This window comes from Pseudomonas sp. NFPP28, from assembly GCF_900115535.1.
GTDB lineage: Bacteria > Pseudomonadota > Gammaproteobacteria > Pseudomonadales > Pseudomonadaceae > Aquipseudomonas > Aquipseudomonas extremorientalis.
On sequence record NZ_FOWT01000014.1, the window covers coordinates 79,715 to 92,902 of the forward strand.

Annotated in this window: 12 protein-coding genes; 3 read left to right on the forward strand and 9 right to left on the reverse strand. The window is 63.0% G+C overall.

Features of this window, described 5'->3' with window-relative positions; genetic code table 11:
- The first annotated feature begins 169 nt into the window (after window positions 1–169).
- Window positions 170–2,116, forward strand: a complete 1,947-nt coding sequence (locus BM110_RS28865) for a pilus assembly protein TadG-related protein (RefSeq protein ID WP_093514657.1) — start codon at window positions 170–172, stop codon at window positions 2,114–2,116.
- Here BM110_RS28865 and BM110_RS28870 read toward each other — a convergent pair.
- Both BM110_RS28870 and BM110_RS28875 read right to left on the reverse strand, forming a co-directional pair.
- Window positions 2,113–4,839 carry a PAS domain-containing protein gene (locus BM110_RS28870; RefSeq protein WP_092249981.1) on the reverse strand — a complete coding sequence of 909 codons (2,727 nt, stop codon included), beginning with the start codon at window positions 4,837–4,839 and terminating at the stop codon, window positions 2,113–2,115. The genes BM110_RS28865 and BM110_RS28870 overlap by 4 nt on opposite strands.
- Complete coding sequence (locus tag BM110_RS28875; protein WP_092249984.1) at window positions 4,836–5,285, reverse strand: TadE/TadG family type IV pilus assembly protein; 450 nt, start codon at window positions 5,283–5,285, stop codon at window positions 4,836–4,838. Before BM110_RS28875 ends, BM110_RS28870 begins: the two co-directional genes overlap by 4 nt.
- Window positions 5,286–5,357: 72 nt before the next feature.
- Between BM110_RS28875 and BM110_RS28880 the strand changes: the two genes are divergently transcribed.
- A complete protein-coding gene (locus BM110_RS28880) occupies window positions 5,358–5,807 on the forward strand; it encodes a prepilin peptidase (RefSeq protein ID WP_093514658.1) in 450 nt (149 codons plus the stop codon).
- A gap of 125 nt (window positions 5,808–5,932) precedes the next feature.
- Window positions 5,933–6,721, forward strand: coding sequence for a response regulator transcription factor (locus BM110_RS28885; RefSeq protein ID WP_093514659.1), 789 nt, complete (start codon window positions 5,933–5,935; stop codon window positions 6,719–6,721).
- 3 nt (window positions 6,722–6,724) lie between these two features.
- On the opposite strand, the gene BM110_RS28890 is transcribed toward BM110_RS28885, so the two are convergent.
- From BM110_RS28890 to BM110_RS28920, 7 genes are read right to left on the reverse strand one after another with little or no spacing between them, the layout of a single operon-like run.
- A complete protein-coding gene (locus BM110_RS28890; RefSeq protein ID WP_092249993.1) occupies window positions 6,725–6,994 on the reverse strand; it encodes a DUF3613 domain-containing protein in 270 nt (89 codons plus the stop codon).
- A gap of 10 nt (window positions 6,995–7,004) precedes the next feature.
- Complete coding sequence (locus BM110_RS28895) at window positions 7,005–7,715, reverse strand: tetratricopeptide repeat protein (RefSeq protein WP_092249996.1); 711 nt, start codon at window positions 7,713–7,715, stop codon at window positions 7,005–7,007.
- 10 nt (window positions 7,716–7,725) lie between these two features.
- Window positions 7,726–8,613, reverse strand: a complete 888-nt coding sequence (locus tag BM110_RS28900; protein WP_093514660.1) for a type II secretion system F family protein — start codon at window positions 8,611–8,613, stop codon at window positions 7,726–7,728.
- A gap of 1 nt (window position 8,614) precedes the next feature.
- On the reverse strand, window positions 8,615–9,496 hold the full coding sequence (locus tag BM110_RS28905) for a type II secretion system F family protein (RefSeq protein ID WP_093514661.1): 882 nt from the start codon (window positions 9,494–9,496) through the stop codon (window positions 8,615–8,617).
- 10 nt (window positions 9,497–9,506) lie between these two features.
- A complete protein-coding gene (locus BM110_RS28910; RefSeq protein ID WP_092250005.1) occupies window positions 9,507–10,778 on the reverse strand; it encodes a TadA family conjugal transfer-associated ATPase in 1,272 nt (423 codons plus the stop codon).
- Complete coding sequence (locus BM110_RS28915) at window positions 10,775–11,968, reverse strand: CpaE/TadZ family protein (protein WP_071491576.1); 1,194 nt, start codon at window positions 11,966–11,968, stop codon at window positions 10,775–10,777. The genes BM110_RS28910 and BM110_RS28915 overlap by 4 nt, the downstream gene beginning before the upstream one ends.
- Window positions 11,965–13,182 carry a type II and III secretion system protein family protein gene (locus tag BM110_RS28920; protein WP_093514662.1) on the reverse strand — a complete coding sequence of 406 codons (1,218 nt, stop codon included), beginning with the start codon at window positions 13,180–13,182 and terminating at the stop codon, window positions 11,965–11,967. Before BM110_RS28920 ends, BM110_RS28915 begins: the two co-directional genes overlap by 4 nt.
- Window positions 13,183–13,188 lie beyond the last annotated feature (6 nt).

Consider the following 13,188-nt stretch of genomic DNA (forward strand, 5'->3'; position numbering starts at 1 on the left):
CGCTGTGGCAGGCGGGCTTGTGGAGAGCAGGCTTGCCGTGGCGAGCAGGCTTGCCCTGCGTTGGGCTGCGAAGCGGCCCCTCAACCCCCCAAAACCGATTTATGGCAACGGGCCAGCCCTTGTCTACACTCAAAACCATCTACGGAGAGTAAGCGCTAAGGAGTGCCTGATGTCTCCCCGACTTGGTTACAGGCAGCGTGGTGCGATTGGCCTGATGGCGGCAGCTACCCTGGCCCTGGCCATGGTCTTCATGCTGCTGGCGGTAGACAGCGGCCGTCTCTATCTGGAAAAGCGCAAGCTGCAGTCCGTCGCCGACAGCGCCGCGCTGGAAGCCGCCAGCCGTGGCGGCCTGTGCACACCCGCCACCACCGCCAATGACTACGCCGTGCAGAACGCCACACGCAACGGTTTCAGCGTGGTCGCTGGCGACAGCAGCCGTGGCCTGGCCGTCACCTGCGGCACCTTGACCACCAATGCCGGCAATGTCCGTGTATTCACTGCCGACGCTACCAAGAACGATGCCGTGCGCGTGGTCGCCACGCGCAGCGTAATCACCAGCATCGCCAGTGGGCTGTGGGGCATGTTCAGTGGCGCGCCGGTCTCCACCCAGATGACGCTGAGTGCCACCGCCGTGGCCGCCTATGCACCGCCGGTGGCGCAACTGACGATTCGCAGCAGCCTGGCCTCAGTGAACTCCGGCAACTCCCCGCTATTGAACATGGTCATCGGCAATCTGCTGGGCGGCAGCCTGTCCCTGACCGCTGCGGGCTGGAATGGCTTGCTGACGACGAACGTGAACCTGCTCGGTTACCTGGACCAGTTGGCGGTTCAATTGAACGTCAAGGCGGGGGACTACGACGCGTTGCTGAGCACCGCCGTATCCGCCAGCCAGTTGCTCGACGCAGCGGTGAAGGTCCTGCAAAAAAACGGCGCGGTCGCCACGGCGGTGATCAACGATGTCATTTCAGTGAAAGCCATTGCCCCGAATACCCAGCTTTTGAAGGTGGGCGATCTGTTGAAGGTCGCTACCGGTACACCAGCGGCTGCCTTGAATACCAGTGTGCAGCTGTTTCAGTTGCTGGAGACCGTGGCGCAGCTATCCAGTAGCAAAAGTGCGGTCGGTGCGGCAGCGCAGGTGAATATTCCTCTGGTTGGCACCGTCTCGGTCCAGACCAAAGTCATCGAGCCGCCGCAACTGTCTGCGTTTGGCAATCCGGCCAAGGCCAAGGCTGGGCTTTTGAATAATCCGCCGACGGACCAGATTTTTGTACAAACTGCCCAGGTACGCACTTTGATCACCATCGATGCGCCGATCATCAAGGTGGTCTCGGGGGTTTCATCGATACTGACCGGGCTGGCGACGCCTGTGTCGAAGGTGGTCGGCGGTTTGCTGAACCTGAACCTGCTCGATGTGGTGGCCGGTGTCGTGTGCATAGTCGGGTGCAATGTGGCTGATGTGGATATCACCACGACTTTATCCATCTATATCGAGGCGGCCAGCGCGGAGAGCCACGTGACAGACTTCAGTTGCGCCACACCGGCCACCAAGTCGTTGACGGTGCAGGCCACCACGTCACTCGCCACCCTGGGCGTCGGCTATGTTGATCCGGTGTCGGCGTTTTCATCGTCTGCGCCTGTCAATGTGCAGCCGGTGCGGCTGATCGACTTTGGCCAACGCTTTTGCCTGCTGACCCTGGTGTGCGGGCCTCGCACGGCCGGCGTTGGCGGTGGCTTGAACCTGAGGGCGTTGTCCACCGTGGGGGCGCAAACCAATACGGTGTTGTTTTCGCCGGTGAATGACGTCAATGCGGCGACGATCTACAAAAGCCCACCCGGCACCGCCAATATCGTTAACAGCCTGGGCGCTACCTTGAACGGCCTGCAGGTCACCTATGTCCCACCTACGGGGAGCACGCCCGCTACGCCGAACAGTACAGTCACCGGTGCACTGGCGACCATCGTCAGCTCGGTGGTCAGCCTGGTCCAGAACGTCCTGGCGCCGATCCTCGACCCTATCGTCAATACGTTGCTCGCAGCGCTGGGCGTCAACCTCGGCAACGCCGAAGTCGGCGCCAACCTCAGTTGCCACATGGGCCGCGCCTATCTGGTGATCTAGCTGATCGGCAGCTCCACACAAAACTTCGCGCCGTGCTCGCCATTGGCGACGCTCAAGCGTCCGCCCATGTTTTCCACAATGCCGTAGCTCACCGACAACCCGAGCCCCGTGCCCACGCCGATCGGCTTGGTGGTAAAGAACGGCTCGAAAATCCGCTCCAGCAACCGTGGGTCAATCCCGCCGCCGTTGTCTTCCACCCAGATCCGCACATGGCGGCTGTCCTGTTCGCAATGCACTGCGATCCAGGGACGAAATTCGGGGTGTTTTCCCCGTTTGCTCAACAGCGCGTCACGGGCATTGACCATCAGGTTGATCAACACCTGTTCAAGCTGATCGACATAGCCTTTGACCTGGACCTGGACGTCCGCCGGGGTGATCCGCAGCTCAACGCCCTTGCCGCGCAGGCTCTCGCCGAGCAGTGACAGCGTGCCTTCCACGGCCTGTGACGGGTCGAAGGGTTGCTGTTCGATTTCCGAGCGGCGGCCGAACACCCGCATATGGTCCACCACCCGCGTGGCGCGCTGCACCTGGGTGTCGATGCGTTGGAGTTTTTCGGTGAGGTAGTCGATCTGCGCATCGCCGTTGCCCAGGCGCTTGAGCACATTGACGACGGCCATGCGCATCACGTTCAGCGGCTGGTTGATTTCATGGGCCAGACCGGTGGCCATTTCGCCCAGGGTGGCCATCTTGGCGCTTTGCGTCAGTTGCTGCTGGGAGCGGCGCACTTCGGTGTTGTCACGGCCCACCGCCTGCACCTCCACCAGCGTACCCTGTTCATCGAACACGCCACGGTCCGACCAGACCCACCAGGCGTGTTCGCGCCCCGGCAATTCCAGGCTGATTTCGGCGGTGCTGACCGGGAATTCCGCGCTCAATTGGCCGATACGCTGTACAAACGCCTGGCGCTGTTCCTGCGACATCCAGTGGCCCAGGTTCAGCCCTGGCAGCTCTGCGGGCGGGCATTCCAGGTAATTGGCCAGCGGTGTGTTGCCGAAGGTCAGGGTCAGGTCGGGGCGATAGCGGCAGATCATCGCCGGGGAGTCTTCGACCAGGATGCGATAGCGTTCTTCGCTCTGCTTGATCTGTTCGGCGGCCAGGGTCGCCTCGGTGACATCCAGCCACAGGCCGACAGCTTCCACCGGCAGGCCCAAGTCATCGCGCAGCAACTTGGCCTCGTCCAGCAGCCAGTGGTAGTGGCCCTGTTTGTCGCGCAGGCGGTAGCGACTGCGTACGCTGCCTTCGCGCAGCAACTGGCGGCTGCGCTCGAAGTACCGGTCGCGGTCTTCGGGGTGGATCAAGGACGCCAGGCTGTCGTGGTTGCACTCGGCCAAGGTCCAGCCCAGCAGCGGTAGCAGGCTGTCGCTGAAAAAAGCCGGATGCAGGGCGCCGTCGACATAGCGCTGCACATAGATCACGGCCGGTGAGCTGGCGATCAGGTTGTCCAGGCGTGCATGGGCGGCGGCGGCTTGCAGTTGCTGGTTCTTGATGTCGCTGATGTCGAGCATGAAACCGATCCAGCGGCGGCTGTCACCCACGCCAAGCACCTGGCCCTGCACGCGATACCAGAGCGGGTGGTGCTCGGCGTCGGTGCGTTGCAGGCGCACGCTGGTCAGCAAGGGTTTGCCCAGGGCCAGCAGGTCGTGCAGACGGCTGTCGAGGGCCTGGCGATCGGCGGGGTGAATCAATTCCAGCCATTGGCTCAAAGGTTGTAGGGTCGGACCGTCTTCCAGGCTGAGGCTGTGCAGCAACTGCGGGGCCAGCTGGATTTCGTGGGTGGCCGGCAGCAGCTCCCACCAGCCGGTGCCGAGCAGGCCCTGCAACGCCTCCATGCGGTCGAGCTGCTGGTGATAGCGCTGCTCGCGCAGCCGGCTCAGCAGGGGGGCGGCGAGGGCGGCGGTGAGATTCAGCCAGTCGCGGTCGTTGGTGTGCTGCTGGCCGTTGTATGGGCCACAGAGCAACCAGGCGGCGACGCCCTGACTGTCACGGTAAGGCACCAGAAAACCGTCGGCATCGCCGAAAATACTGTGCAGACGCGGGTTATCGCTGCGCTCCCGGGCCAGGCTCAACGGTACGTTGCCATTGACGCTGTCCAGGCTGATGCCCAGGTGTTGGCCGGCCTGCCACAAGGCGGGGGCGTCGTGGGCGGCGTACTGGCTGTAGATCCGCCAACCCCGGTCTTCGTCATCGAGCAGGGCCAGGGCAACGCAGGGGATGTGCCAGCGCTGGGCCAGGCTGCGCAGGTGCTCGTTGAACACCTCGGGCAGGCGGGTCAGGCTGCACACCCGCAACTGCTCGCTCATGTGGCAGGCGAGTTGATGGTTCTGTTCGCGGTGCTGGGCCAGTTGCCGGCCGGCCAGTAAATCACCCACGTCCTGCAGGCGCAGGCTCCATTCATCACCGTCGGGTTCGATCCAGCCGCGAGTGTGCAGCACCTGGCCGGTTGCGCCCTGGAAGTCCAGGTCCAGGTTCTGGTGTTGCCAGTCGGCAGGGCTGCCTTCGATATCCAGGGCACTGTCGGCGCACAGCAGCTCACGCAGTGGCGGCCGACGTTCGCCGATGGCGTGGGTCGCCAGCTGTGAGCGCAGGGTGCCGCGGATACCCAGCACGTGGCCTTGAGCATCCAATTGCACCTGCAGGCCTGGCATGGGCATGCCCGGCATATCGAGGGGCGGCGCGCTGACGCGGCCGAGCAGGCGGCCGAAGAGTTTGTCCCCCGACGTCAAAACTGCAGACTCGAACTGGCGGACAGGTTGGCCGGCAGGCTCGGGACGGTGCCGATCCCCGGCAGCACCAGCGCCGGGAACACGGAATAGAGGTTGGTAGTCGGGTAGTTGATTGCCACGGTCAGCGTGGTCGTGGCGCCGTTATAGGAGCTGCTGATGTAACTGGGGGAGAACTGGAAACTGCTCGGGATCCATTTCAACTGCTCTATCACAGTGGTTTTGGCACGGTCGGTCACCTGCGTGCCGTAAGCGGTGCCGGCGGCTATCGGGTCCACCGACAGGGCCTGGCGCACGGCCTCCGCCGCCGCCTGGTTGAACGACTGCATCAACAGCAACGGCAGGCTATAGCTGATCAACCCGTAGAACACGGCAAAAAAGATCGTGAAGACCAGGGCGAACTCAATCGCCGCCGCACCTTTTTGCTTTCCAGGCAGGCCTGTTTTCATGACTGCGTCTACCCTGACGGCTACTACTTGATATCAGCATAGAATCAATCAGCGAAAAGGGATGTTTTTTACGTGATCCACGGCGTGGTGATACTGCTCTGGCTGGGGCTCTGTGCGTGGCAGGATATCCGTCAGCGGCAGATCGCCAATGGCTTGACCCTGGGGGCAGCGCTGCTGGCGCTGATCTTCTTGCTGTGGACGGGCACGACCTGGCTAGGAGCGCCCGCCAGCGAGGGCGGTTGGGCGTTTGCCCTGGCCCTGTTGTTGACCTTGCCCGGGTATGCGCTGGGCCGCTTTGGTGCGGGGGATGTGAAGCTGCTGGCTGCCCTGGCCCTGGCCAGTACGCTGGACAGTTTGCTGTGGTCGTTGATCGGTGCGGCGCTCCTTCAGGCGTGCTGGGTGCTTGTGAGTCAAAGGCTTGGGGCGCGTCGGGGGAGGGCAGATGCGCAAGTGTCGACCAAACAGCCATTTGCCCCGTTTGTCTTGACAGGATTTGTGCTGTACTGGCTTTGGATCCATTAGTCGAACAACCGCTCTACCGCTATGTACATAGTCGAAAAGTACGTCTACGTTTATGAAGTATCCGTAAGTTGTTTTTTGTCCAAATGGATGGGTTGCCCATTTGCTTGCCAGGCATGGAGTAGCGCGTGAACAAGCTTACCTCGGCAGTAAAAGTGCTCGTGGTCGACGATCAGCCGTTGATCGTGGAAGAGCTCTGCGAATTTCTTGAAGGCAGCGGCTACCGCTGCGTCCCATGTGAGTCCAGTCGACACGCCTTGCAGCGTTTCAGTGAAGACCCCGAGATCGGCCTGGTGCTGTGCGACCTGCATATGCCGGACATGGATGGCATCGAGCTGGTGCAGGCCATGCAGAAGGTCGCGGGCAAGCAGCGCGCGTTCGAGGCCATCATGCTCACCGGGCGTGCCGACAAACAGGACGTGATCAAGGCCCTGCGCGCGGGGATCTCGGATTACTACCAGAAGCCGATCAACCTCGATGAGTTGCTCGAAGGCCTGCAACGCCAGGAAGCGGCGCTGGAGGAGCGGCAAAAGGAGCTGCACCTGGGGCACCTGAACCAGAAGCTGCAATACCTTTCCGAATCCATCAACGATTTGTATCAGGACCTCGACAAAGTGCGGCGCAGCCCTGGCGCCGGCTTGGCGGATGAGGGCGAGCCGGTCGTCGATGATGCCGGGCCGATCGAAATCCCGACCATCTTCAACCAGCTGTCGCCGCGCCAGCTCGATGTTGCGCGCCTGGTGGGCAAGGGCCAGACCAACTACCAGATCGCCTGTGAACTGGGGATCACCGAGAACACCGTCAAGCTGTACGTGTCCCAGGTGCTGCGCCTCACCCATATGCATAACCGTACCCAGCTGGCACTGGCCCTGTCGCCGACTATCTCGGCGCCGCGGCAACGGGTGACGGCGCACTGACGGTTACTGACTCTTCCCACCCTTGGAAGACCCGCCCGATTGCGACTCGAAGAACTCCGGAATCGGATGCTTGTTGCTGTCCAGCCAACGCTGCATGGCCTGTTCCCGTTCTGCGGGCGTGGTTCGTTGCGGCGTGGCGGAAGCTGCGCGCCCATCGACCTGCAAGGCCATCCAGTTTTCCGTCTCCGCCTGATAGGGGGACGACGGGCCCGGCTCGATGGCCAGTGCGCTCAGCGGTAGCAGCGCCAGTGCGATTAAGTAATGTGCTGTCATCTCGCTCTCCTTACTTCAGGGTCACCGGCAGCGCCTGGCTGACTGCCGCGACTTTGCGTGCCGCCACGCCGGTGGCCTTGAGTTTCTCCGCGCGGGCCTGGGCCTCGGTGAACTGCTCGCGGCTCAGGCCCAACTGGCTGACGACCTTGGCCGCTTGCCCCCAGTCGTTCTGGTAGATCAACAGTGTGACCAGGTTGACGGCGGCCAGCGGGTCGCCTTGCTTGAGTTCGATGGCGGTCATGAATTCAAAGCGGGCGTCTTCCACCCGTAATTGGTTGAGGTAGACCACGCCCAAGTCATTGCGGATCTTTTCGTCAGTGGGGGCCAGCTGCGCAGCCCGTTGCAAGTGGGTCATGGCCAGGCCGTTGTCGCCGCTGGCGGCCGCCAACTGCCCGAGGCCGTGCTCGCCTTCGGCCGTCATGCAGGTGCCGAGCAGGCTGCGGTATAGCGGCTCGGCTTCGCTGCGCCCGAGCAGGCGATAAGTGCGGGCCTTGCGCTGGCGCACCTGGGGCAGGGACTCGGGCAGGTTTTGCAGGTTGGCCAGGCTGGCGTGCAGCTTGCCTTCGTTGGCCAGGTCGTCGGACAGGTTCAGCGCCAGCTCCTGGTCCGCGCTCGGCTTGGTGCAACTGCCCGGTGAGGTCAGCGCCGCCCAGGGCGATTGGCCGTTGGTGGCGCAGCCGCCGAGCATCAACAGCGTCAGGCCGGCAATCAATGCTTTCATCAAGGTCTCCTCAAAAGTGGCTCAACGCGCGGGCGATGCCGATAAAGGCCGGGCCGCCGAGCACGATCAACAAAGCGGGGAACAGAAACACCATCATCACCACCGACATTTTTGCCGACATCTTCGAGATGTATTCCTGCAAACGGGTCAGGCGTCGGTCGTCGAGCAGTTGCTTGAGGGCCAGCAGGGACTTCATCGCGCCGCCGCCCTGCTGGATCAATTGCTGGAGGATGATGCAGGTGTCGGTGAACTCATCCACCTCCAGCAGGCGTGCGGTCTTGCCCAGTTCCTCGCCCAGCTCCAGCCCCGAATCGACCCGTGCCAGGATCAGGCGCAGTTCATGCGTCAACGCGGGGAGCAGGCGTTGGGCTTCGTTGCCCACCACCCGCAGCGACTGTTCAATCGCCATGCCGGATTCGAACAGGATGCGCAGCAGTGGAATGAAGGTTGAAATTTCCTTGGCGATGGTCTGCTGGCGATACTTGGCCGCAGCGGCGAGCACGCGTTTGGGCAGCAGGTAGCCGATGCCCACGGCAAACATCGGCGCAATCCATGCGGGGGCCGCGTGCGCAAACAATAGCTGCTGGCCGAGCAGGGTCAGGCCCAGCAGCACAATTGGCGTACCGATCTGGAAGGCGGCGAACAGCGAGCGCTGGCTGGCCTTGCGCCAACCGACCCGGTTGAGGAGAACCTGAGTCTCGTTGTCCAGGCTGACCGAGCGCTGGGCCAGGGCGCTTCCCCCCAGTTGACGCATGAAGCTACCGAGTTTGTGGTCGCTGGCCGTCCGCCCTTGCAAGCGCTCGGCGACCCGTCGATCGCGCCGGCGGTGTTCAAGCACCTGGCCTCCCACCAGTACCGCGGCGGATAGCAACAACAGGGCGCAGGCCAGCAGCACCATCTCAGACACTCCTCAACATGCGCCACATGACGAAGGTACCCGTCAGGTCCATCCCCAGCGCGGCGAACAGCATGATGCGCCCGGTGTCGTCGTTCCACATGGTCATCAAGTAGCCAGGGTTGGCGATCATGAAGTAGCCGACGATCAGGATGGGCAGTCCGCCCAGCACATAGGCGGTCATGCGCGTTTCACCGGTCATGGCCTTGAGCTGCCGGGCACCTTGTTCGCGCTCGCGAATCATCTTGATCAGGTTTTCCAGCAGTTCGCTGGCGTTGCCGCCGTAGCGGTGGTTGACCTTCAGGCCGAGGGCGAACAGGCGGAATTCGTCCTGCTCGTAGAACTCGGCAAAGTCGCTTACCGAGTCCGGCAGGCTGACCCCCATGCGCACATTGCGTTGCACGCGGGCCATGGCGTCCTTGAGTGGGTCTTCAACGCCTTCGACGCCTCCAAGTACCGCATCTGCCAGGGTTCTGCCGGACTTGAGGCTGCGTACACTGTGGTCGAGCAACTGCGGCAGTTGCTCGACCATGCGCTGCACGCGCCGTTGATAACGCCAGCTGATGTACAAGCGCAGTACCAGGGGCGGCGCCACGACCATCGCGATCAGCCCCAGACCGCCGGCCAGCAGCCAGCCGAACAGCGCGCCGATCACCCAGGCGCTCAGCCAAAGGCCCAGGCGGTCAGTGGGTTTGCCCAGCCCGGCGCGCTGGAACATGCGCTCAAGAGCGGTCCACTTGGTGTTCGTTTCCTGTGCCTGCGGCTGGCCGTCACCCAGGCGCTCCAGCACGCGGTCCGTCTGGGCTTTGCGCAGGCCATGCTGAAACTGCCAGAACGACAGGCCGATCAACAGCAGGCAGACAAGCAACAACACCGGTCCTGTCATCACGCGCTCCCTAGGACTGCAACGCCGATTCGCGGCGCAGTTTGTCGCCGGCCGGGTTGAGGGCTTCGCGCAGGAAGCCAAAGCCGGTACGCCGGTCCAGGCGGAACAGGGTATTGGTGACGTACACGTCATCACGCACACCGACCACTTCCACCACTTCGCTCACGCAGCGACGCCCATCGGGCATGCGCGTCAGTTGGATGATCACGTCCAGTGCGGCGCAGATCATCTGGCGCAGGGTTTTTTCGGCGATTACCCGCCCGGTCAGGCCCACCAGGGTTTCCAGGCGCAGCAATGCATCCTGGGCGTTGTTGGCGTGCACGGTGCTCATGGAGCCGTCGTGACCGGTGTTCATCGCCGTCATCACGTCGAGCACTTCGACACCACGGATCTCGCCAAGGATGATGCGGTCCGGGCGCATCCGCAGGGCGTTGCGAATCAGGTCGCTGGACTTGACTTCGCCGTGGCCCTCGGCGTTGGGTGGACGGGTTTCCAGGCGTACCACGTGGGGGTGGCCCAATTGCAATTCGGCGACGTCCTCGATGGTCACCAGGCGTTCGTGGGGGTTGATCAACTGGCTGAGGATATTCAGCAGCGTGGTCTTGCCGGTGCCGGTGCCGCCGCTGATCAGGATATTGCAGCGCTTGCCCACGGCCTCCTGGAAGAACTCGAAAATGCTCTGGTCGATGGTCTGCATGGCGACCAGGTCGCTGCTCTTGAGCATGTCCTTGCGGAATTTTCGAATCGACAGGCACGGTCCGTCCAGGGCGATCGGCGGGATGATCGCATTGACCCGGCTGCCATCGGGCAGGCGCGCATCCACCATGGGCGAAGACTCATCCAGGCGCCGGCCCAGCGGTGCGAGGATGCGTTGCATCACGCGCTCCACGTGGTGGTCGTCGATGAAGCGCAGGTCGCTCTGGTGCAGCAAACCATCACGTTCGATAAATACTCGATGTGGCCCGTTGACCAGGATTTCGGTCACCGATGGATCGCGCAGCAACACCTCCAGCGGGCCGAAACCAGTGAGTTCGTCAACGATCTCTTCGGCCAGGCGCTCCGTCTCGTAGCGCGAAATCGCCAGGCGCATGCGCGTGATGTACTCGGAGACTTTGTCGGTGACGAATTGCGCCAGGGACTGGCGCGTGCCTTCGAGCAGGTTCTTGCCCGACTCCTCGATGGCGTCGATGATGTAGCGATGCAGCACCAGTTTCAGGCCATCGTGATCGGTGTTGCCACCGGCAGCGCGGGCCGGGCCGCCAAACAGCTTTTCTCCGTTCATCGTCCTGACCCCAGGATGCGTTCAAACCAGCGCATCGAAGGTTTTGCCAAACCCTCGGAGCGTTTTGCCAGGCGCTCGCCCAAGGCGCGCACGGCCTGGGTCAAGGGTTCGCGTGGCGCCAGGGCGAACAGCGTCTGGCCCTGGTTTTTCACATTCAGGCGCAGTTCGGCACTCAGGGGCAGCACGGCGACGCATTCGAGGCCGAAGCTCTTTTCCAGGGCTTCGGTGTCTGGGGCGCAGGCCTTGATGTAGCGGTCCACTACCAGTTTGGCATGCTCAAGCTTCATGCCTTTTTCACGCCAGCGATTGATCACCGCCAGGTTGCGACGGCAGTCCAGCACGTTCTGGTCGGTGCACCACAGCAGTTTGTCGCAGTGGCTGACAAAGGTGCGCAGGGCTTCGCTGTCCGGCTGTCCGGTAATGTTCACGACGATGTGCTGGAAGTGTTGGCGCAAGGCGCTGAGCAACATGTACAGCTCGGCGGCGCTGGTGAGTTTGAGCGGTTCGTCACCGGTGGCGTACGCCAGGATGCGCAGGCCATCCAGGGCGGTGGTGAAGGCGCTGTTGATCAAGGTGGTGTCGAGGCGGCGCAAATGCCGCAGCGCATCGCCGAAATTGAACGTGCTCTCCAGGCCCAGCAACGCCAGGCTGTCGCTGCGTGGCAGGCCGAGGTCGAGCAGTAGGGTCTGCTGCCCGCTCTTTTGCACCACCAGCGCCAGGTGGGTGGCCAGCATCGCGCCGTCGGCGTTGCTCTGGGTGCCGAACAGCACGGTCAGGCCGCCCAGTTGTGCGTTGGGGGTCACGGTCGGCAGGCGCTTGCTCAGGCGCCGCACCAGGCCGGCCACTTCGCTGGAGCGTGAGCCGTAGGCCACGAAATCGCGGGCGCCGGCACGCATGGCATTCAGCACAAGCTGGTTGTCCATGCCATCGCCGAGGGCAACCACGGCGAGCATGGGCTTGGCCTCCAGCGCCCCTTCGATCAGTGCGCTCTGGGCCACCAGGTTTTCGCGGTCAAGGCCGATGAACACCAGGTTGGCGAAGGTCACATCGACCAGCGCCAACAGTTCGTCGAGGCTGCCGGTGCCGGCACTCACCACTTGGCCAAGCGGTGCGAGGGCCCCCTGCAGCCACTCAAGGTCAGTGGTGTTGCGGGTGATGGCGAGGAAGGTCTGGCTCAGGCTATCGCTCATTGGGAAAGTCCACTGCGACGGTCGAAGTTGCCGTTTTCCAGGAAGAACAGCCGGTACCAGTTCGGGTCGTAGTTGCGCAGTTTTTCGCCGGGCAAGGAGGGCAGTTGGGCGTTGGCGGCCAACGGTTGCACCAGGTGCGGCGTGACGATCATCAGCAGCTCTTTTTCTTCGCGGCTGATCGTGGAATCGCGGAAAAATGCGCCAAGGATGGGGATATCGCCCAGCCCTGGAAATTTATCGATGGTCGAGCGGTTGTTGGTGCTGATCAGGCCGCTGATCACGAAGCTTTCGCCATCGGCCAGGGACACGCTGGTGTCGGTACGGCGTACAGTCAGGGCCGGCACCTGGATGCCTTGAATCTGCACGGCGTTGCTGTAGTCCAGTTCGCTGACTTCCGGTGCCACCTTGAGAGTGATGCGGTTGCGGTCGATCACGGTGGGGGTCAGGGTCAGGCGAATACCGAACTCTTTGTATTCGATGGAGATGGTATCGCTACCGGAGCTGGGCACCGGGACGGGCACTTCACCGCCGGCGAGGAAGGATGCGCTCTGCCCGCTCATGGCCACCAGGCTTGGGCGGGCCAGGGTGTAGGCAAAGCCGCTGCGCTCCAGGGCGTTGATCATGGCCTTGACCCGGCCGCCGCCAAATCCGACGTTGAAACTGTCAGCGCTCACTGGCAGCTTGAATACCCCCTCAGAGGGCGAAAGAAGGCTGGGGCTACCGAGGAAAAAGTTGGTGCCCACGCCGAGAAACTTTGTACTGGCTTCCTTGAGCTTGGTGCGGCTGACTTCCACAAAGCGGATGTCGGTCTGCACCTGGCTGGGCAGCAACGGGTCTTGCGAGGGCGACAGCGACACGCTGGTCAGCGCCGAGGTGGCCTTGCCCTTGACGAACACCATGCTCTGGCGCGGCGCGCTGGCGCAGGCGGTCCACACCAGCAGGCTGGTGGCGCCGCTGCTGACACCGGTGAGCAGGAAGTTACGGTCACCGTTGACCCGCACGTCGGCGATTTTCGGATCGCCGATGGCCAGGCGCGTAATTGCCACGGGCGATTGCAGTTCCTGTTGCAGGCCTTCTCCCACCTCGACCACGGCGGGCAGCTGGCCCAGGGCACTGCAGTTGCCCGGCGCTGCCAGGGCCATGTCGATCGGCAGGCTCGTCAGCATCAGGGCGCAGGCCAGTTGCGTGAACAGGGGTGCGTAGCGATGGCTCATTCAAGG